This is a genomic window from Streptomyces sp. NPDC050548, assembly GCF_044457385.1.
Lineage (GTDB): Bacteria > Actinomycetota > Actinomycetes > Streptomycetales > Streptomycetaceae > Streptomyces.
Genome location: NZ_JBITGV010000005.1, coordinates 405067 through 425406, shown reverse-complemented (window position 1 = coordinate 425406; position 20340 = coordinate 405067). Strand labels below are relative to the sequence as shown.

Annotated in this window: 19 protein-coding genes; 12 read left to right on the top strand and 7 right to left on the bottom strand. The window is 70.9% G+C overall.

The window, feature by feature from the left end:
- Position 1: 1 nt before the first annotated feature.
- The 5 genes from ACIBJH_RS17550 to ACIBJH_RS17530 all read right to left on the bottom strand — a co-directional run bounded on the left by ACIBJH_RS17550 (position 2) and on the right by ACIBJH_RS17530 (position 5215).
- Complete coding sequence (locus ACIBJH_RS17550) at positions 2 to 1474, bottom strand: radical SAM protein (RefSeq protein WP_399117729.1); 1473 nt, start codon at positions 1472 to 1474, stop codon at positions 2 to 4.
- A gap of 70 nt (positions 1475 to 1544) precedes the next feature.
- Positions 1545 to 2051 (bottom strand): SAM-dependent methyltransferase, encoded by a 507-nt coding sequence (locus ACIBJH_RS17545; protein ID WP_399117728.1) that lies wholly within the window; start codon positions 2049 to 2051, stop codon positions 1545 to 1547.
- Between the two features lie 32 nt (positions 2052 to 2083).
- The gene (locus tag ACIBJH_RS17540) at positions 2084 to 3172 is read right to left on the bottom strand and encodes a thioesterase domain-containing protein (protein ID WP_399117727.1); all 1089 of its coding nucleotides are present in this window, start codon (positions 3170 to 3172) and stop codon (positions 2084 to 2086) included.
- A gap of 58 nt (positions 3173 to 3230) precedes the next feature.
- A complete protein-coding gene (locus ACIBJH_RS17535; RefSeq protein WP_399117726.1) occupies positions 3231 to 4469 on the bottom strand; it encodes an MFS transporter in 1239 nt (412 codons plus the stop codon).
- Positions 4466 to 5215, bottom strand: a complete 750-nt coding sequence (locus ACIBJH_RS17530) for an alpha/beta fold hydrolase (RefSeq protein ID WP_399117725.1) — start codon at positions 5213 to 5215, stop codon at positions 4466 to 4468. The genes ACIBJH_RS17535 and ACIBJH_RS17530 overlap by 4 nt, the downstream gene beginning before the upstream one ends.
- 196 nt (positions 5216 to 5411) lie before the next feature.
- Between ACIBJH_RS17530 and ACIBJH_RS17525 the strand changes: the two genes are divergently transcribed.
- From ACIBJH_RS17525 to metK, 3 genes are all read left to right on the top strand, one after another.
- Complete coding sequence (locus tag ACIBJH_RS17525) at positions 5412 to 6932, top strand: amino acid adenylation domain-containing protein (RefSeq protein WP_399117724.1); 1521 nt, start codon at positions 5412 to 5414, stop codon at positions 6930 to 6932.
- Between the two features lie 442 nt (positions 6933 to 7374).
- Positions 7375 to 7830, top strand: coding sequence for an SAM-dependent methyltransferase (locus ACIBJH_RS17520; protein ID WP_399117821.1), 456 nt, complete (start codon positions 7375 to 7377; stop codon positions 7828 to 7830).
- Positions 7831 to 7838: 8 nt separating this feature from the next.
- Positions 7839 to 9047, top strand: coding sequence for a methionine adenosyltransferase (gene metK / locus ACIBJH_RS17515; RefSeq protein WP_399117723.1), 1209 nt, complete (start codon positions 7839 to 7841; stop codon positions 9045 to 9047).
- A gap of 61 nt (positions 9048 to 9108) precedes the next feature.
- Here metK and ACIBJH_RS17510 read toward each other — a convergent pair whose 3' ends face one another.
- Entirely contained in the window at positions 9109 to 10008 is a 900-nt protein-coding gene (locus ACIBJH_RS17510) for a LacI family DNA-binding transcriptional regulator (RefSeq protein WP_399117722.1), read from the bottom strand.
- Positions 10009 to 10124: 116 nt separating this feature from the next.
- Here ACIBJH_RS17510 and ACIBJH_RS17505 point away from each other — a divergent pair, with 116 nt between their 5' ends.
- The 8 genes from ACIBJH_RS17505 (at position 10125) to ACIBJH_RS17470 (ending at position 18575) form a co-directional block, all read left to right on the top strand.
- Positions 10125 to 10655: a dihydropteroate synthase gene (locus ACIBJH_RS17505; protein ID WP_399117721.1), complete on the top strand. Its 531-nt coding sequence runs from the start codon at positions 10125 to 10127 to the stop codon at positions 10653 to 10655.
- A 122-nt stretch (positions 10656 to 10777) separates the two neighbouring features.
- Positions 10778 to 12118, top strand: coding sequence for an aminomethyl transferase family protein (locus tag ACIBJH_RS17500; protein ID WP_399117720.1), 1341 nt, complete (start codon positions 10778 to 10780; stop codon positions 12116 to 12118).
- 153 nt (positions 12119 to 12271) lie between these two features.
- Positions 12272 to 13144 (top strand): methylenetetrahydrofolate reductase, encoded by an 873-nt coding sequence (locus ACIBJH_RS17495; RefSeq protein WP_399117719.1) that lies wholly within the window; start codon positions 12272 to 12274, stop codon positions 13142 to 13144.
- The gene (gene purU / locus ACIBJH_RS17490; protein ID WP_399117718.1) at positions 13141 to 14049 is read left to right on the top strand and encodes a formyltetrahydrofolate deformylase; all 909 of its coding nucleotides are present in this window, start codon (positions 13141 to 13143) and stop codon (positions 14047 to 14049) included. Before ACIBJH_RS17495 ends, purU begins: the two co-directional genes overlap by 4 nt.
- 197 nt (positions 14050 to 14246) lie before the next feature.
- A complete protein-coding gene (locus ACIBJH_RS17485) occupies positions 14247 to 15110 on the top strand; it encodes a bifunctional 5,10-methylenetetrahydrofolate dehydrogenase/5,10-methenyltetrahydrofolate cyclohydrolase (protein WP_399117717.1) in 864 nt (287 codons plus the stop codon).
- A 375-nt stretch (positions 15111 to 15485) separates the two neighbouring features.
- Positions 15486 to 16553: a ribosome small subunit-dependent GTPase A gene (rsgA, locus tag ACIBJH_RS17480; protein ID WP_399117820.1), complete on the top strand. Its 1068-nt coding sequence runs from the start codon at positions 15486 to 15488 to the stop codon at positions 16551 to 16553.
- A gap of 112 nt (positions 16554 to 16665) precedes the next feature.
- Positions 16666 to 18093, top strand: a complete 1428-nt coding sequence (locus ACIBJH_RS17475) for a bifunctional transcriptional activator/DNA repair enzyme AdaA (RefSeq protein WP_399117716.1) — start codon at positions 16666 to 16668, stop codon at positions 18091 to 18093.
- On the top strand, positions 18090 to 18575 hold the full coding sequence (locus ACIBJH_RS17470) for a methylated-DNA--[protein]-cysteine S-methyltransferase (RefSeq protein ID WP_399117715.1): 486 nt from the start codon (positions 18090 to 18092) through the stop codon (positions 18573 to 18575). The genes ACIBJH_RS17475 and ACIBJH_RS17470 overlap by 4 nt, the downstream gene beginning before the upstream one ends.
- Here ACIBJH_RS17470 and ACIBJH_RS17465 read toward each other — a convergent pair.
- Entirely contained in the window at positions 18572 to 18943 is a 372-nt protein-coding gene (locus ACIBJH_RS17465) for a PPOX class F420-dependent oxidoreductase (protein ID WP_399117714.1), read from the bottom strand. The two genes, ACIBJH_RS17470 and ACIBJH_RS17465, sit on opposite strands and share 4 nt — an antisense overlap.
- A gap of 172 nt (positions 18944 to 19115) precedes the next feature.
- Here ACIBJH_RS17465 and ACIBJH_RS17460 point away from each other — a divergent pair, with 172 nt between their 5' ends.
- Entirely contained in the window at positions 19116 to 20336 is a 1221-nt protein-coding gene (locus tag ACIBJH_RS17460) for an SGNH/GDSL hydrolase family protein (protein ID WP_399117713.1), read from the top strand.
- Positions 20337 to 20340 lie beyond the last annotated feature (4 nt).

Below are 20340 nucleotides of genomic sequence, written 5' to 3'. Positions count from 1 at the left end.
GTCACCGCCGGCACACGGGCGCGTCGGAGAGGCCGATGCGCTGGTGGAAGTAGTGGAAGATGATCTCCTCGTGCAGCGCCTCGCCGTCCAGGGTCGGCTTCAGCGCGGTGCCGCCGTCGACCTTCTCGACGAGCCCGCGCTCCAGGAGTTCGGCGAACGCGGAGGCGAAGGGCTCCATGGTGAGCAGGTCGGCACCGAAGCGCTGCCGGTAGCGGTCGAGGACGATCGGCTGGTTGGCCTTGAAGTTGAAGCCGAGCGCGGTGCCGATGGCCTTGTGCCCGGAGAGCCGCCGGCCGAAGTTGAGCGGCAGGCCCTCGTTGTTCTGCATGAAGGAGACGTACTTGCTGATGTCGGTGACGTTGTGCGTCTGGAGGAACTCCTCCTGGTCACCGGTCAGCCAGCCGTAGGCCCCGGGACCGTACGCGATCATGGTGTTGTAGTGCTCCCATTTGTTCTTCGACGTCTGCGGGATGTTTCCGCCCTCGTACGTCCCCGGGCGGCTCCACCAGCCGCAGGGGCTCGGGTAGTACCCCTGCTCCAGCAGGACCTCGACGGCTTCCTGCCGCATCGCGTACGTCGAGTCCAGGTCCGGGAACCGGCCCTCGGTGATGAGGCGTTCACGGACGGCGGGGTTGTTCCAGACCGCCCGGTTGCCGATGCCCATCTCCTCGCGGTCGGCGTTGCGCAGCCGGTAGATGGTGATGGTCGGGACACCGAGATCGGTGAGGATCCGCATGTCGCGGCGGACCGACTCCGGGGTCTGGTACGGCAGTCCGAACATCATGTCGACGTTGAAGGGGCAGCCCGTCGCCAGCAGGTTCTCCACGGCCTCGACGGACTGGGCCGAGGAGTGCCGGCGCTTGGTGAAGTCGTTCACCTCGTCCTGCAGGGACTGCACCCCGAGGCTGAACCGGTTGAAGCCCAACTCCCGTGCTGTCTCCAGGTGATGGCGCTGGAAGTTCTCGGGGTTGCCCTCGATGTTGAACTCGACGTTGTCCGCGAGGTCGTAGTTCTCGCGCACGTGCCGGACCAACGGCTCGATGAAGTCAGGGCTGTTGAGCAGGAGGGCCGCGGTGCCGCCGCCGATGTAGAAGGACTCGACGGACGCCCGGGGTATCCAGTCGAAGCGGTCCAGATAGCGGCGGGACTCCTCGATCAGCAGCTCGGACCAGAGGCTCAGCGCGGAGTCCTCCTTGCCGCGTGGCACCAGCCGTTTCACGTAGTTGCAGAAATGACAGATGTAGTTGCACAGCGGCAGGTGGAAGTACAGGTGCGCCGGGAGCCCCGCCCCGGGGAACGCGCCGTACTCGGCGGCGAGTTCGTCGCTGCCGAGCCGGTCGCCCTCGTTCGAGGTGACGTTGATGTTGTACTCGTCGCGAGGGATCTGCAGCTGCGGGTTGCGGTCGAGGAGGCGGCCGAGGTTCAGTTCGAGATCGACCGGGGTGGAGCCGTTGCCGGTGGTGAGGATGGACATGGTGGTCTCCTTGGCTGTGGACGGAACCCGTACCGGCTTGTGGCCGGAGCAGGGCAAGAAGCCGAAAGCGTCAGAAGTAGTAGGCGGACATCGCCTCGTGGAGCCATGCGGGTTCCCGCACGGCCCCGCTGTCCGGCTGGAAGAGCCGCTGGTACGGCTTGACGTCGAGGACCGGGGTGCCGTCCAGTGCGTCGAGTGCGCGTACGTGCAGGGTGAGGCCGTCTACTCGGACCAGTTCGCAGCGGGAGACGCCGAGCCGGTTGGGGCGTTCCTTGAGCCGCTGGGCGAGGATGCCGAGCCGTGGCAGGTCGGTACGGCCCCTGGGGTGGACCGCTCCGGTGACCGCGTCCGACTCGGGGACGAGATGGAAGTGGAAGACCACTTCGAGATGCGAGAACTGCTCCAGACCGGTCACGGCCTCGGGCCGCAGCACGGTGGGGTCCAGTTCGATGAGCGAGGTGACCCCGCCCCAGTGATCGTGCCGGGGCATGGCGCGGGGGGAGCGGACGACACCGATCGGCCGGACGGTGTAGGAGGTGGGGGGCGCGTCGGGTTCCTGTGCCTGCTGTCGGGACATGGTGCGGGCGTTTCCTTTCCGGACGAGGACGGTCAGGTCAGGGGCGTGACCGTGTCCAGGAGGTCGACCTGCTCGCGCAGCCGGCGGCCCAGGACCTCGACCTGGCCGGGCTCGACCATCGTGAAGTGGTCGCCCGGCACGTCGCAGACCACCGCGCGGGCGGCGACGTCCCCCCACCCGAGGTCGTCGGGGAGCGTGCCGCCCTCCAGGGAGCGGTCCGTCACGCGGAAGACGGTGACGGTGCCGTCGTAGGGCTTGATCCGGTAGGCCGCGAGGGCGTCGAGGTTGAACTGGTACATGTCGATCATGCGGCGCAGCCGGTCGGCGTCGAAGTCGGCGGGCATCGTGCCCGCGGCGACGGCCCGCCGCACCAGTTCCGCGGCCCGGGTGTCGGGGTCGAGACCGCGCAGCCAGTCGATGTCCAGGTCCAGCTTGAGTCCGCGCCAGAGCAGGGCCCGCAGGGCGAAGTCCGGGTCACCGCTGGGTTCGACGGTGATCCGGGTGTCGAGCAGCCCGACGAGGCCGACCCGCTCGCCCCGTTCCCGCAGCCGGCGGGCGGTCTCGTAGGCCAGCAGGCCGCCCATGGAGTAGCCGATCAGATTCCATTCGACGCCCTCGGGATGGACACCGCGCAGCTGCTCGATGAAGGCTTCGGAGATCTCCTCGATCGAGGAGAGGGGTTCCTCGCCGGGCAGCAGACCGACCGACTGCACGGCCCAGAACGGCTGGTCGCGTCCCATGGCGCGGGCGATCGGCGGATACAGCAGCACGGTCCCGGACACCGGCGGCAGGGCGTAGACGGGGCTGCCGCCCGAACCGGCCTGGATGCGCACCAGTTGGCCCGGACGGTCCGCAGTGCCGCGGCGGACGATCTCGGCCAGCTCCGCGACGGTGGCCGCGGACAGCAGGTCGGCGGCGCTCAGATCGACCTGGAAGAGCCTGCGCACCTCCACGGTGAGCCTGATGGCGAGCAGCGAGTGGCCGCCCAGCGAGAAGAAGTCGTCGTGGATGCCGATGTCCGTGCGGTTGAGCAACCTGCGCCACACATCGGACAGTTGGAGCTCGATGCCGTCACGGCCGAGGCCGGTGGACGGCACGGTGGTGGATTCCCGGTTGACCATCGTGTTTCCCCCATCGGGTGGTGTCGGTTGTACGGCGCCCCGAGGCGCCCCGCAGCGCTCAGACGGCGGTGACCGGCGTCGCACCGGCCGCGTCCGCGGTGGCCCGGCGCCGCTGGGCCCACCGCACGGCCGGTGCCATCGACAGTCCGCCGGCCAGGAACACCGCGCCGAGCACCAGCCAGCCGGGCCTGCCCCAGTCGATGAGGAGCAGGGTCAGCGAGACCGGCCCGAACATCTGGACGGCGGCGATCCCGGTGTTGAACAGGCCCTGGTACTGGCCCTGTTTGTCCGCGGGGGCGAGTTCGTAGCCGATCAGCCAGGAGCCCGCCGACTGCACCATCTCGCCGTGGACGTGCAGGGCCGCGGCCACCACGAGCACCGCCGTCGCCGTCACCGCACCGCGGCCGGCCGACAGGGCGAAGGCGGCGCAGCAGGCGAGCAGGACGACACCCGCCACCCGGAAGGCGCGGACCGCCGGTTCCAGGGCGTCGATCTTCTTGGTGACGGGCACCTGAAGGGCCACGACGGCAAGGGTGTTGAACAGCAGCAGCACGGCGGTGAGCGAGTGCGGTGCGTCGGTGCGCAACGCGATCCACAGCGGGAGGATCACCTCCAGGATCGGGATGTGCAGCAGCATCACCATGTTGATCAGGGCGAGGACCGCGTAGGGAGTGTCGCGCAGCACCGCCAGGCGCGGCTCACCCGGCGCTCGCTCCGGCGAGGGCGGCACCGCGGGCAGCCGCAGGAACAGCAGTCCGCACACGACGAAGCTCAACGCGTTCCCGGCGAACGTGAGTTGATAGGCCGCCTTGGTGTCCCACAGCAGGGCAAGACCGCCCAGCGCGGCCCCCGCCGACACCCCGGCGTTGGTGACCACCCGGACCTTGGCGCGGACGCGCACCAGACTCTCGCCGCTCAGCACCGCCGGGATCAGCGCCTGCCGCGCCGCGTGCGCACCGCGCTCGAAGAGCGCGTACAGGAAGGCGATCACGACGAACAAGGGGTACGAGTCGGTCGTGAGGTACGCGGCGGTGGCGAGGCCGGCCAGGATCAGGAGCGCCGCCGCGGTGCCGCGCGGGCCCCTGCGGTCGGCGAGATGGCCGAAGGGGACTCCGGCGAAGAGGCCCGCGACTCCGGCGATGCTGAGTCCGAGGCCCAGTTCGGCCGGCGAGAAACCCACGATCCGGATGAAGTAGAGCGCGGAACACGTCAGGAACACGCCGTTTCCGACGGAGTTGGCGAGTGTGCCGAGCACCAGGGTGCGCGCGGGCCCCTCCTCGATGAAGGAGGATTTCATGGCGTTTCTTTCTTCTCGTGGGACGCGGGGAATCGGTCGCCGTAGAAATCGCGCATCGCGGAGGTGATCTCGTCCGTATTGCGGTGGCAATCGGCGTGGGAGCCCCGGATGAATTCCAGTCGCAGGGCCGCGCTGTCGCGCCGGGACAGGCGCTCCCGCTCGTCGGCCAGGATGTTCCGGCTCTCCTCGGCCGCCAGCACCAGGACGGGAATGCCCAGCCGCTCCAGCAGATCCGGCAGATGTCCGAAGTCGTAGGTCCAGCGCAGCAGACTTCCCTCGGCCCACTCGTCCGCCACGTGCAGGGCGGGGTGCGCGTCGAAGGACTGGTCGATCACGACCAGGCTGCGGACCCGGGACGCACCCCAGGTGACCGCCGAGACGGCCGCCACCAGGCCGCCGTACGAGTAGCCCACCAGGTGCAGTTCGCCGGGGAGGGCGTCGGCGAAGCGGTGCACATCGGCGGCGAAGTCCAGCACCGAGTAACCCCAGTCGGGCCGGTGGCTGTCGCCGTGGGCGCGCAGGGAGGGGTGGACGGCCACCGAGCCCGGCGGGCAGAGCGCGTCGCCGACCGGCCGCAACTGCCCCTTGTCACCGCCGAATCCGTGCAGCAGCAGCATGCTTCCCGGCGCTCCGCCGGCTCCTGGCAGCCCGGGGACGGCGTCGTAGTCCAGCAGCTCTATGCCGCTGCCGTGTCCTGCCAGAAGCGGTCTGGGAAGAACGCGTGCTTCCTGTTTGACGGCCCTCATCGCACAAACCCCCTCGAATGTCCGGCCGACCCGGCCCCAGTAAGGTTCACGATCGATGGCCCGTGAAGTCAACGCCGGTCGCCGTCCCCGGAATCGGGTACGTGACACCAGGTATGAGGGGCCCGTATATCTGCTGTGGGCTGCCGGGAATTCGGCCGCCCAGGGTTTTCCCACCGGCAGATCTGGAGGGCCTTCCATGGGAGTCGGACTCATACACCAGGCCGTCGCGCACCAGGCCCGGACGGCGCCGGAGGCCCTCGCGGTGGTGGACGGCGACATCCGCCTCGACTACGCGACGCTCGACGCGGTCGCGGACGACTGGGCGGGGCACCTGGCAGCGGCCGGGGCCGGGCCGGGCACGCTGATCCCGGTGCAACTGCCGCGCTCCGCCCGGTTGTACGCCGCGTTGCTCGCGGTGCTCAAGTGCGGCGCCGGCTACGCGGCCCTGGACCCCAGATGGCCGCGCGAGCGGGTCGACGACGTACTGCGGCAGCTGGACGCCCCTGTGCTGGTGACGGACCTGGAGGAGATGTCCGCGCGGCAGCAGGTGTGGCGGCCCCCGGCCGAACTGTCGGCTCCCACCGGCGGGACTGACGGCTTCCGCGCGTACGAAGGACCGGCCGACACGGCCGCGACGGTCTTCTTCACCTCCGGCACCAGCGGCACCCCCAAGGGCGTGGTGTCACCGCACGCGGCCACCACACGTCTCTTCACACCGGACGGGCCGCTCGCCCTCGGCCCCGGCACCGTCATGCTGCAGGCCGCCCCGGCGTCCTGGGACGCCTTCTCCCTCGAACTGTGGGGCATGCTCACGACCGGCGGCACCTGCGTCACGGCCAGGGACGACTACCTCCTGCCCGACACACTGCGGCACGCGATCGACACCTGCGGGGTCGACACCGGCTGGCTGACGGCCTCCCTCTTCAACCTCTTCACCGAGATCGACCCCGACTGCTTCCAGGACCTGCGACGCCTCTACATCGGCGGCGAGAAGCTGTCGACCGCCCACGTCGGCGCCTTCCTCGACCGGCACCCCGGCATCCGGCTGCTCAACGGCTATGGCCCGGTGGAGAGTTGTGTGTTCGCCACCGTCCATCCCATCGCCGCACCCGACTGCGCCGCGGAGTACGGCGTCCCCATCGGCCGCGAGGTCCCCGGCACCGCGGTGCACGTACTGGACGACACCGGCGCGGTCTGCCCACCCGGTGCCGTGGGCGAACTGTGCGTCAGCGGGACCGGACTGGCGCTGGGCTATCTCGGCGACCCGGCCCTGACCGCAGCCCGCTTCCAGGAAGCCCGGATCGCCGAAGCGCACCTACGTGTCTACCGGACGGGCGACCGCGGTTTCCGCGACGCCGACGGTGTCCTCCACTTCACCGGCCGCACCGACCGGCAGGTCAAGATCCGCGGCTACCGCATCGAGCCCGAGGAGATCGAGGCGCACGCGGCCGGACTGCCCGGGATCACACACTGCGTGGCCGTCCCCGTCCCCGGACGACTGGGCACCTACGAACGGCTCGCGCTCTTCTACACCTCCGCCGCCGAGGACTCCGACCGCACCGACGCCACGGACGACTCCGTGCTGCTGCGCCGTTCGCTCGGCCGGCTGTTGCCCGCCCACGCGGTGCCGGACGTCGTACAGCGGGTGGACCGCCTGCCGGTCACCGCCAACGGCAAGGTCGACCGCTCCGAACTCCTGGCCCTGCTCCCGGCCTGACCGTTTCCCCCTCGCATGCCCCGACTGAGAAGCCGCCCCCCCAGAGAGGCCCTGTCCCATGCCCGTCATCACCCTCATGTCGCCCGACCCGAGCCCGGGCGGCACCGGCCTGGCTCAGGTCGCCAAAGCGGTCACCGGGCTGCTGCGCATTCCGGCGGAGCACTGCTGGGTGACCTGGCAGCAGCTGGACGCCGACGCGTCGCACCGCCCGGAGTGGCAGCGCGCGGCCGCGGGCTCGCGCGCCCCCATCGGCTTCGTCACCTGCAAGGAGACGTACCCGCAGGAGACCGTGGAGCGGCTGTTGCGGCTGCTGCGCGACGAGCTGAGCACGCTGCTCGGTGTGCCCGGCGACGAGGTCTATCTCGCTGTCCACCGCGCCGTACCGGGCGAGTTGCTGATCCGGGGAGACGTCTGGACGGGAGACGAACAGCGCCCGGCCGGGGTGGTGTCGGTTCCGGTGGGTCGGGTGGTCGGTGGCCGGGAGGAGGTGCGGGACGACGACTGGGGCGGGGTGCAGGCGGTGATCCGGCTGGACGGGACCCTGTTCGGACCGGACGCGCTGGCGGGGTTGGACGCCTTCTCCCACCTGGAGGTCGTCTACCACTTCGACCGCGTCCCGGTGGAGAAGATCGAGACCGGTGCCCGCCATCCCCGCGGGAACACCGACTGGCCTTTGGTCGGCATCTTCGCCCAGCGCGGCAAGAACCGCCCCAACCGCCTCGGCGTCTCCCGCTGCCGCCTCCTGCACACCGACGGACTCGACCTCCACGTCCAGGGCCTCGACGCCGTCCACGACACCCCCGTCCTCGACATCAAGCCCTACATGCACGAATTCGGCCCCCAGGACCCCACCACCCAACCCCCCTGGGCCACCGACATCATGCGCCACTACTACTGAGGAGCCCCGTGTCCCGTCGCCTGTTCACTTCGGAGTCAGTGACCGAAGGCCACCCCGACAAGATCGCCGACCAGATCAGCGACACCGTTCTCGACGCGTTGCTCAAGGAGGACCCGCTGTCCCGGGTCGCCGTGGAGACGCTCGTGACCACGGGTCTGGTGCATGTCGCGGGCGAGGTGACGACCACCGCGTACGCCCCGATCGCCGCACTCGTGCGCGGCAAGATCCTCCAGATCGGCTACGACAGCTCGCTCAAGGGCTTCGACGGCACCTCCTGCGGGGTCTCCGTGTCTCTCGGCACCCAGTCGGCGGACATCGCGCAGGGCGTGGACAGCGCGTACGAGTCGCGGGTCGGGGCGTCCGCCGACGGGGCGGCCGACGAGCTGGACCGGCAGGGCGCCGGCGACCAGGGGCTGATGTTCGGCTACGCCTGCGACGAGACGCCCGAGCTGATGCCGCTGCCGATCATGCTGGCCCACCGCCTGGCCCGCCGGCTGGCCGAGGTCCGCAAGGACGGGACGCTGCCCTACCTGCGGCCCGACGGCAAGACCCAGGTCACCGTCGAGTACGACGGCGACCGCCCGGTCCGGCTGGACACCGTGGTCGTCTCCACCCAGCACGCCGCCGGCACCGACCTCGACTCGACCCTGGTCCCGGACATCCACGAGTGCGTCGTCGAACCCGAACTGGCCTCGCTCGACATCGACACCCGGGGCTACCGCCTGCTCGTCAACCCGACCGGCCGCTTCGAGATCGGCGGCCCCATGGGCGACGCCGGCCTGACCGGCCGGAAGATCATCATCGACACCTACGGCGGCATGGCCCGCCACGGAGGCGGCGCCTTCTCCGGCAAGGACCCGTCCAAGGTCGACCGCAGCGCCGCGTACGCGATGCGCTGGGTCGCGAAGACCGTCGTGGCGGCCGGGCTGGCCCGCCGTGCCGAGGTACAGGTGGCGTACGCGATCGGCAAGGCCGAGCCGGTCGGCCTCTTCGTCGAGACCTTCGGCACGGAGACGGTGCCCGTCACCCGGATCCAGGACGCGGTGACCGAGGTCTTCGACCTGCGGCCGGCCGCGATCATCAGGGACCTGGACCTCCTGCGGCCGATCTATGCGCAGACCGCCGTCTACGGCCACTTCGGCCGGGAGCTGCCCGACTTCACCTGGGAGCGCACCGACCGGGCCGACCGCCTCCGAACGGCAGCCGGAACCGCTTGAGGAACCGGACCGACGCCGTCAAGATCTGCGCTTTCCAGGTCGGTTCCGTGGACCCGCCCCCTCAGGTCGACTCGCGGACGACGACCCGCGCGGGCGGGGGCTCAAGCCCACTGGTGTCGAGTCCCAGGGCGAGCCGGGCGCTGAACCGGCCGTGGGCCTCGCCGTCGACGTTGATCGTGGTCAGCGAGGGGACGACGTGTTCGCCGTAGCCGTTGTCGTCGAAGCCGATCACGGCCGTGTCGTCCGGCACGCGCCGGTCCAGGTCGCGCAGGGCGGTGAGGACGCGCAGGGCCACGTCGTCGTTGAAGCCGGCGATCGCGGTCACCGCGGGGGCCCGGGAGAGGAGTGCGCCGACGGCGTCGGCGCAGGCGGACCGGTCGCGGGGGGCGATGAAGGAGACCGGAGTGGGGATGCCGAGGTTCCGCGCCGCGTGTTCGGTGAAGCGGAGGCGGGCCGCGGCGAGCGGTGACTCGGTGTCCGGCAGTGCCAGCGCGATGTGGGTGTGGCCGTGGTCGACGAGGTGGCGGAGCTGGAGCGCGGTGTGGGCGGCCAGGCCGTTGCGCCAGCCGCCTCCCAGGTCGTCGAGGGCGTGACCGGTCAGGTACGTCTCGCCGAAGCGGATCACCGCGCGGGGGACGATGGCGTCGAGGACCTGCTGCGTGGACTGCTCGGTGTGGTGGCCGTGCCGGACCAGGAGGACGTGGTCGTGGGCGGCGAGTTCCGCGTCGAGTCCGTGGATGTAGCTGCGGGAGTACGCGCCTTCCATGCCCGCGTCGATGTTCAGGACGACCACCCGGGAGGATCCTTCGCGCAGCGCTCTCGCCACGCCGTGCGGAACGTAGCCGAGAGTTCGGGCCGCCTCCTTCACCCGGTCGCGGGTGGCGGCCGAGATCGTCTGATGCGGGTCGTCGTTGAGGACGAAGCTGACGGTGGCGCGGGAAACACCGCTCGCCGCGGCCACGTCGTTCAGCGTGACTCTTCTGGAAGTCCCCATCACCCCTGCTCTGACGTTGTCGTGTCCACCTGCGTCCCGGCGACCCGGCGTTCACATTGTAAGGAGACCGACGGGAGCCGAACGTGACGCCGGACTCGTTCGCCGACGGTGGTCGCCACGCCGGGACCGGACCGGCCGTGGAACGGGACCTGAGCCTCGCCGAGGAGGGCGCCGACCTGGTCGACGTGGGCGGCGAGTCCACCCGGCCGGGGGCCGAACCCGTCCCGGTGGAGGCGGAGTTGGCCCGTGTGGTGCCGGTGGTGCGGGAGCTGGTGCGTGCGGAGGTGGCCGTCAGTGTGGACACCCTGCACGCGGCGGTCGCCCGCGCCACGATCGAGGCCGGCGCCTGCATGGTCAACGACGTCAGCGGCGGGCCGGCGGATCCCGCCATGGCCACCGTCGTCGCGGCGGCCGGGGTGCCGTACGTGGCGATGCACCGGCGTGCGCCCAGCCGTGAGATGGACCGCCACTCGGACTACGGCGATGTCGTACGCGGTCTGTGTGGCCGCCGCCTGGGCGGGCGACCGCCGAATCTCGGAGTCCGGAGACCGTCGTGTGGAGTCAGCAATGAATGCGCTGCACGCGTCTCGTCAAGCTCCAAACGCGTCTGCTAGCTTGCGCTAGATCGTTCTAGCGATCCCCCTTTTTTCTCCCGAAGTGAGTCGGTCATGACGGGCGAGCCGCGTCACTAGATCGATTTAGCTCTGTAGGGGAGATGGCTTTGAGAGGAGCCGCAATGGCAATCCCCAGTCTTCAGGACGGCATCGACAAGGCCGGTTCGCCCATCGGTCTGCTGTGGCAGCCGAACGCCGAACCGTGGACCCCGGAGGTGGTCGAGCGGGAGTACGTCGGCTGGCGCCAGGAGCAGGCGGCCTGGCACGAGGGCGTCGCACTGCTCAACCTCTCGCACCACATGTACGACCTGTGGATCGAGGGCCCCGACGCCACCCGGGTGCTGGCCGAGTACGGCGCCAACAACTTCGAGAAGTTCGCGATCGGCCAGGCCAAGCAGTACGTACCGGTCACCCGCGACGGCAAGATCGTCACCGACGGCATCCTCCTGCGGCGCGCCGAGAACAAGTACCTCCTCAGCGGTGTCCCCGCCGCCCAGCACTGGGTGCAGTACCACGCGGAGAAGGGCGGCTACGACGTCGGCTTCGAGACCGACACGTCCTCCGCCTTCCGGCCCGGCGGCGGTGACCCCAAGCTCTTCCGCTACCAGATCCAGGGCCCGCTGGCACTGGAACTGATCGAGAACGTCTTCGGCGGCCCGCTGCCGGAGACCAAGTTCTTCCACTCCACGCCGGTCACCCTGCACGGCCGGTCCTTCGAGGCACTGCGCCACGGCATGGCCGGGCAGGCGGGCTACGAGTTCATCGGCCCCTGGGAGCACGCCGCGTACGTGCACGAGGCGTTCCTCAAGGCCGGTGAACCGCTGGGCCTGGTGCAGGTCGGCGCGCTGGCGTACACCACGCCGAGTGTGGAGAGCGGCTGGATCCCCTCGCCGGTCCCGGGCATCTACGTCGACCCCGAACTCGCGGAATACCGTGCCTGGCTGCCGCTGTTCGGCATCGAGGGCAAGCGCCCGCTCAACGGCAGCTACTTCTCGGAAGACATCGAGGACTTCTACGTCTCCCCGTACGAACTGGGCTACGGCCGGCTGATCCACTTCGGGCACGACTTCCACGGCCGCGACGCCCTGCTCAAGGCGAAGGACGAGCCCCGCCGCACCAAGGTCACCCTGGTGCTCGACGCCGACGACGTGCGCCGAGTCGTCGGCGGGGGAGAGGACCCCGGCTTCGTCCTCACGTACGCCCGCCACCGGGTGGAGACCCCGGCCGGCCTGGTCGGCGCGACCATGCAGACGGCGTCGATCGACCCCGTCGGCACGGTGCTGGCGCAGACCCTGATCGACTCCGCGCACGCGGAGCCCGGCACCGAGGTGACCGTGGTCTGGGGCGAGCACCCGGGCCCCGGTACCGACCCCGAGGCCGACCTCGGGTTCCCGCGCATCCGCGCCACGGTTCAGGTCAGTCCGTTCGACCAGCACGCGCGCACGGAGTACCGGCGCGGGTAGCTCCGCGGGTGGCTCCGCGGGTGGCTCCGCCGGATGCCGGTGCGTTGTCTGCGGGTCCGGTGGGGGCTGGGCGCGCAGTTCCCCGCGCCCCTGCGGGGCGCACCGCGCCCGGCCGCCCACCGCCCCCGCCCTCCCCTATCGACAAGGAGCACGATGAACCCCCTCAGTACGGCCTCGGCGGCGGTGAGCACATCGCTGCTGGACGACTTCTCCCTGGAGATGACGGGCAAGGACGTCCCGAAACTGGAAGAGGCCCGGCACTCCATCCCGCAGGGCACCCGCATCAACGTCACGTTCCTCGGCAACGAGAACCTCGAACTGCGCCTGGCGGCCTCCCGGGCGGTGAAACGCCTCGGCTTCGTTCCGGTACCGCACATCTCCGCCCGACGCCTGGGCTCGCAGGCCGAGTTCGAGGAGTTCCTCGCCGGCCTGAGGGCCGACGGCACCTGCGCCGACGTCTTCACCGTCGGCGGCGACCCCGCCCGCCCCGAGGGCCCCTACGAGGACTCGCTCGCCCTCATCGAGACGGGACTGCTACGGGAGTACGGCGTCCGGCACATCGGCATCAGCGGCTACCCGGAGGGCCACCCGGACATCGCCGGGGACGTGCTGTGGTCCGCGCTCCGCGAGAAGAGCGCGTCCATCGCCGAGCAGGAACTCGACGGCAGCGTCATCACCCAGTTCGGCTTCGACGTCGATCCCGTCCTGGCCTGGCTGGAGAAGGTCCGTGCGGAGGGCATCACGCTTCCCGTCCGGATCGGCGTCCCCGGACCGGCCGGCGTACGACGTCTGATGTCGTACGCCACCCGGTTCGGCGTCGGCACCGGCGCCTCCATCGCCAAGAAGTACGGCCTGTCCATCACGAACCTGATGGGCACCGCAGGCCCGGACAAGTTCCTGCGCGCACTCGCGGACGGCTACGACCCGGCCCGCCACGGAGACATGAAGATCCACTTCTACACCTTCGGCGGCCTGCGGGCCACGTCCGAATGGATCGCCCAGTTCAGGAAGGACAACCTCGTATGACCGTCACGCAGGCCGCACCCACCGGCACGGTCACGAAGACCGGAGGAGCGGGGCACCAGGCGTCGCTGATCGTCCAGGGCGCCGACGCCACCGGCATCGTCGCGGCCGTGACCTCGGTCCTCGGCCGGCACGGCGCCAACATCGTGTCCCTCGACCAGTACTCCGACAACCCGCAGGGCGGCGCCTTCTTCCAGCGCACGGTGTTCGGCCTGGAGGGACTGCGGGCCGCGCTGCCCGGCCTGCGCGCCGACTTCGACAAGGAGCTGGTGAAGCCGTACGGCCTCAGCTGCATCCTGCGCGACCTGTCCGTGCCGAAGCGGGTGGCGATCTTCGCCTCGAAGTCCGACCACTGCCTGCTCGACCTGCTGTGGCGCCACCGGCAGGGCCAACTCCCGGTCAGCATCGCCATGGTGGTCTCCAACCACCCCGACACCGCGGAGGAGGTACGCGGCTTCGGCATCCCCTTCTTCCACGTCCCGTCCATGGGCGCGGACAAGTCGGCCGCCGAGGCGGAACACCTGCGGCTGCTCAAGGACAACGTCGACTTCGTCGTCCTCGCCCGCTACATGCAGATCCTCTCCGGCGACTTCATCGAGCAGGTCGGCGTGCCGATCATCAACATCCACCACTCCTTCCTGCCCGCCTTCATCGGCGCCGGTCCCTACGCCAAGGCCAAGGAGCGTGGCGTGAAACTGGTGGGCGCCACCGCCCACTACGTCACGGAGGACCTCGACGAGGGCCCGATCATCGAGCAGGACGTGGTGCGGGTCAGCCACGCCCACACGGCCGCCGACCTCACCCGTCGCGGCGCCGACGTGGAACGCGCCGTCCTTTCCCGCGCGGTGCTGTGGCACGCCGAGGACCGGGTCATCCGCAACGGCAGGCACACCATCGTCTTCGTCTGAACCCGCGCGGACCGACCGGGACGGCGGACACGGCGGGCCGACACGTCTGTCGCACGCGATCCCGCCGGGGTGCTCACCGTCCCCCCGGTTCCGGCTCCGATTCCGGTGCCTTGCACCCGCGGTCGGCCGACCGCGCCCCAGGTACGCAGTCCGCCGCGACGAGTGGCACGTTCACCAGCAGAAAGCGGTTCGTCCTCATGACAACCACCATCGACGGTGCCCGGATCGCGCGTGACATCCGGGCCCGGGTCGCCGAACGGGTCGCCGAGACCGCGGCCTTGGGACGGGTGCCAGGTCTGGCGACCGTCCTGGTCGGCGACGACCCGGCCAGCGCGGTCTACGTCGCCGCGAAACGCCGCGCCATCCGCGAGGCCGGTATGCGCGACATCCACCGACACCTCTCCCAGTACGCCTCCGGGGACGAAGTCGCCGCGGTCATCGACGAGTTGGCGGCCGAGCCGGACGTCTCCGGAATCCTGCTCCAACTCCCTCTGCCCGCCCACCTCGACGCCGCGACCCTGATCGACCGGATCCCCGCGGCCAAGGACGTCGACGGTCTGACCACGGCCAGCGCGGGCCTACTGGCCCGCGGCGAACGAGGACTGCGCCCCTGCACACCGAGCGGCGTCATCGAACTCCTCGACACCGAGGGCATCGAACTCAGGGGCACGTGCGTCGCCGTCGTCGGCTGGGGCGAACTCGTCGGCCGCCCCCTGGCCCAGTTGCTGCTGCGACGCGGCGCCACGGTGACGGTCGCCCACGAGTTCACCGCCGACCTGGCCGCCGTCACCCGCCCCGCGGACATCGTCGTCGTGGCCACCGGAGTCCGGGGCCTTGTCGGACCCGAACACGTCAAGCCCGGCGCCACCGTCATCGACGTCGGTATCCACCGCACCCCCGAGGGCCTGACCGGCGATGTCCGCGCCGCCGAACTCGACGGTGTCGCCGGCCGCATCACGCCCGTACCGGGCGGGGTGGGCCCGATGACCATCGCCATGCTGTTGGCCAACACCCTTCGCGCGGCCGAGTGGAACCCTGTGCCCAACACCGTTCCCGTATAGGCGAGTTGTCCGGTCGGCGGGCCGGGGCGGTGCTGCGAGCCCGCGCTGTTCGCCCGCCCGTGCTGTGGGTGCTCCGTAATTCGGTGGCGTCGCCGCCCGCACCCCTTCTAGGATCGGTGCTGTTCGAGCGGCAACTTCACGTTGCCGCCGGTGATTTGGCTTGTGCTGTGGGAGGTGTGACCGATGGCTGTCTCTGTGATGGGCGCTGCCCGCATCCGGAAGTTCATCAAGTCCACTCCCGTGGCCTCCGGCTGACCTCTCCTTTCTTCCCGCGTCTGTGAGCGCGGTGCCGGGGCCACCCTTGTGAAGGGTCACCCCTTGTCTTTCTCTTCTCTCCCGGGTTCGTTCTCGTCGTCTTCCTCTTCCGTGCATCCGTTGCAGCCGTACGGCTGGGACGCGGAGTGGGAGGCCGAGTTCGCCCCGTTCGCCGGGCAGGGTCTGCTGCCCGGTCGTGTCGTACGGGTCGACCGTGGCCTGTGCGATGTCGTCACGTCGGGCGGTACGGTCCGTGCCGACACCGAGTTCGTCGTCCCCCGTGATCCGATGAAGGTCGTGTGCACGGGTGACTGGGTCGCCGTCGACCCCGAGGGCGGTGACCCGCGCTATGTGCGGGCACTCCTGCCGCGTCGTACCGCCTTCGTGCGTTCCACCTCCTCCAAGCGGTCCGAGGGGCAGATCCTCGCGGCCAATGTCGACCACGCGATCGTCGCCGTACCGCTGACCGGGGACCTCGACCTCGGGCGGATCGAACGGTTCCTCGCGCTCGCCTGGGAGTCCGGTGCGCAGCCCGTCGTCGTGCTCACCAAGGCCGACCTCGTGCCGGACGCGGTGACGTTGTCGTATCTCGTCCAGGACGTGGAGACCGCGGCGCCGGGCGTGCCGGTGTTCAGTGTCAGTGCCGCGACCGGGGAGGGCATCGACGTGCTCGCCGCGGTCGCCGCCGGTGGTACGTCCGTGCTGCTCGGGCAGTCCGGTGCCGGCAAGTCGACGCTCGCCAACGCGCTGCTCGGCGAGGACGTGATGGACGTGCAGGCGACGCGTGACGTGGACGGCAAGGGCCGTCATACGACCACCACGCGCAACCTGCTCGCCCTGCCCGGCGGCGGTGTCCTGATCGACACACCGGGGCTGCGCGGTGTCGGACTGTGGGACGCGCAGACCGGGGTCGGGCAGGTGTTCGCCGAGATCGAGGAACTGTCGGGACAGTGCCGGTTCCAGGACTGCGCCCACATCGCGGAACCGGGGTGCGCGGTACTGGCCGCCGTCGAGTCGGGCGAGCTGCCCGAGCGGCGGCTCGACAGCTACCGCAAGCTCATGCGCGAGAACCAGTGGATCGTCGCCAAGACCGACGCCCGGCTCAGGGCCGAACTGCGGCGCGACTGGAAGCGGAAGGGGGCGGAGGGGAAGGCGGCCATGGAGGCGAAGCGGGGGCGCTGGGCCTAGCGACCCGGTCCGGCTCCGCTTCGGCTCGGCCCGACCGGTCCGACGCCGCGTCAACGCCACGTCCGATTTCCGCCAGCCCCACCCCCGGGGATGGCGGAGACTGGAGGGCGTGATGGACGAAGACACCAGGTACGAGGCCGTACGGAGCCGGGACGCCCGGTTCGACGGCGAGTTCTTCTTCGGCGTCGCGACCACCGGGATCTACTGCCGGCCCAGCTGTCCGGCGGTGACTCCGAAGCGGCGCAACGTGCGGTTCTTCATGACGGCCGCCGCCGCGCAGGGCTCGGGGTTCCGGGCCTGCCGGCGGTGCCGCCCGGACGCGGTGCCGGGGTCGGCCGAGTGGAACGTGCGCGCCGATGTCGTGGGCCGCGCCATGCGGCTGATCGGCGACGGAGTGGTGGACCGCGAGGGCGTCGCCGGTCTCGCCGTACGGCTCGGATACAGCGCACGGCAGGTCCAACGGCAGCTCACCGCCGAACTCGGCGCCGGCCCCGTCGCCCTCGCCCGGGCCCAACGGGCGCACAGCGCACGGGTGTTGGTGCAGACCACCGACCTGCCGATCACGGAGATCGCGTTCGCGTCCGGGTTCGCCAGCGTGCGCCAGTTCAACGACACGATCCGTGCCGTGTACGCGTCGACCCCCAGTGAGCTGCGCACCAACGCGCCCCAGCCGGCGGCAAAGGAGCTGGACATTACACCGGTCAACGGGACCGGCCCGGCCACCGAGCCCTCCGCCGGAATCCCGCTGCGGCTCGCGCACCGGGGCCCGTACCAGTCCGCCGCCGTCTTCGACCTGCTGCAACGCGAGGCCGTTCCCGGCATCGAGGAAGTCACCGGCACCCCCGGCCGCCGCACCTACCGCCGTACCCTCCGCCTCCCCTACGGCACCGGGATCGTCGCCGTCGACGAACGCCTCGGCACCCTCAAGGGCCGCCCCCATACCGGCGGTTGGCTCGACGCCCGCCTCCACCTCACCGACCACCGCGACCTGACCACCGCCGTACAGCGGCTACGGCGTCTCTTCGACCTCGACGCCGACCCGTACGCCGTCGACGAGCGGCTCGGGGGCGATCCCCGGCTCGGCCCACTCGTCGCCGCCCGGCCGGGGCTGCGTTCACCGGGCGCCGCCGATCCGGAGGAGTTGGCCGTGCGGGCGCTGGTGGGGCGGGCGGAGGCCGAGCGGCTGGTGCGGCGTTACGGCAGGACGCTGGACGCGCCGTCCGGCAGCCTCACCCACCTCTTCCCCGAACCGTCCGTGCTGGCAGAGGCCTTGTCCGCCGAGCCCCTGGTCGGCCGCCTCGTCACCGCCCTCGCCGACGGCACCGTACGACTCGACGTCGGCGCCGACCGCGACGACGCTCAAGCCGCCCTGCTCGCGCTGCCCGGCATGGACGCCGCCACGGTCGCCGTCATCCGCGCCCGCGCCCTCGGCGACCCCGACGTGGCACCGCCCGGTGCCGACGTCCCGGACGCCTGGCGCCCCTGGCGTTCCTACGCCGTACAACACCTGCTCGCAGCAGGGGAGTTGGAGTTGCCATGACCATCCGCTGGACGAGTTTCGAGAGCCCCTTGGGACAGTTGCTCCTCACCGCCGACGACAACGGCGCCCTCACCTCCCTCTCCGTCCCCGGCCAGAAGGGCGGTCGTGCCGTCCGGCCGGAGTGGCGGCGGGACCCCGGCCCCTTCCGTACGGCCGGCGAACAGCTCGCCTACTACTTCGCCGGTGAACTCAAGGAATTCCAGCTGGAGTTCCACACCTCCGGCACGGAGTTCCGGGAGCGGGTGTGGAGCGCGCTCGACTCCGTTCCGTACGGCGCGACGACGACGTACGGCGACATCGCGGCCCGGATCGGCGCGTCCCGGGCCGCCGTTCGGGCCGTGGGCGGGGCGATCGGCGCCAACCCGCTGCTGGTCGTCCGCCCCTGTCACCGGGTGATCGGCGCCGACGGATCACTCACGGGCTACGCGGGCGGCCTCGACCGGAAGGTACAACTGCTGACCTTGGAGCACGTGTTGGTCTAGCCGGCCTCCAACCCCCAACTGTGGATCCGCCGCGGATGAATGCGAATCACCTCCTCGCTCATGTGCGGCCCCAACTCGTGCGGGCCGACGAGGAGTTCGGCCTCGCCGCGGATGTCGATACCGCGTACCCGCCACGGGCTGACGCTGACGATGTCGTCCACGACCAGCGCGACCTTCGGGTTCGCCCGCAGGTTGCGCCACTTCTTCGTCGTACCCATCGCATACCCGCCCACCAGGATCGTGCCGTCGTCCTGCGGGAAGAAGCCGACGGGGTTGGCCTGCGGCTGGCCGTGGGGGTCGACGGTGGCCAGTCGCCCCAGCCGTTGCGACTTGAGGTACGCGCGCTCGGCCTCGGTGAATTCGGTCATGCCCGCAGCCAAACACGCCCGCCCGCCCACCGCATCGGCTTCAGGGACCAGGACTTCCGCCCTACTCCGGACAGGCGGATACGGCGGCGGCCACCGGTGATGCTCCGCCGTCCGCCCCGCTCCGCGTGCCACGGTCGCCTCCTCGTGATCGGCGGGGAGAGGCGGAGCGCTCATGATCGGAGCCGGACGGATCGGCGTGGCACTGCTGGCAGTGGTGTTGGGGGCGGGAGTGGGCGTCGGGCAGGGCACGGCGGCGGCCGGGGCCCCTGCCCCGGAGCCGTCCGACACCTGGACCGGGAGCTGGGAGGCCGCACCCTCCGGGACCACCACGGGTCGTCCCGGCGCCTCCTTCCGCAATGTCGTGCACCTCAGCGTCGGCGGCGACGCCGTCCGCGTCCGGCTCACCAACCGGCTCGGTACCGCCCCCCTCCGCCTCGACACGGTGACCGTCGCCCTCCGTGGGACCGGTCCGGACGCCGTGCCCGGCTCGATGCGCACCGCCACCTTCAAAGGCGCCGGCACGGTCACGATCCCGGCGGGCGAGGACCTCGTCACCGACGCCGTCCCGCTCGCCGTACCCGCCGCGGCGGACCTGCTTGTCACGGTCCACACGCCCGACGACTCCGGCCCCGCGACCTACCACCGCGCCGCCGGGCAGACCAACTACCGCACCCCGAGCGGAAATTGGGCCGCCGACAGCGACGGAGCCGCGTACACGACGACCACCACCTCCTGGTACTACGTCACCGGCGTCGACGTCCTCGACGCCCCGGCGGCCGGCAGCGTCGTCGCCTTCGGCGACTCCCTCACCGACGGCAACGGCTCCACCCGCGACGCCAACCACCGCTGGCCCGACCGACTCGCCGAGCGCCTCGCCGCCCTGCCCCCGTACCGCCGCCTCGGCGTCCTCAACGCCGGGATCTCCGGCAACCGTCTGCTGCGCGACGACACCGGGCCGAGCGCCCTGACCCGGCTCGACGCGGACGCCCTGTCGCGGTCGGGCGTGCGGGTGCTGATCGTCATGGAGGGCATCAACGACATCAAGGGCACCCCGAACGCCACCGACCCCGACGCCTTCGAGACCGCCTACCGCACCCTCGTCACCCGCGCCCACGCCCACGGCATCCGCGTCATCGGCGCGACCCTCACGCCGTACGGCGGCAACAGCGCGTACACGGCGGCGCGGGAGGGCGTACGGCAGGCGGTCAACGCCTTCATCCGGGCCGGGGCCGGCGGGCTCTTCGACGCGGTCGTCGACTTCGACGCCACCGTCCGCGACCCGGAGCAGCCGCAGCGGATCCGCCCCGCCTACGACCCCGGCGACCATCTCCACTTCAACGACGCCGGCATGCGCGCCCTCGCCGACACGGTCGACCTCACCACGCTGACGTAGGCAC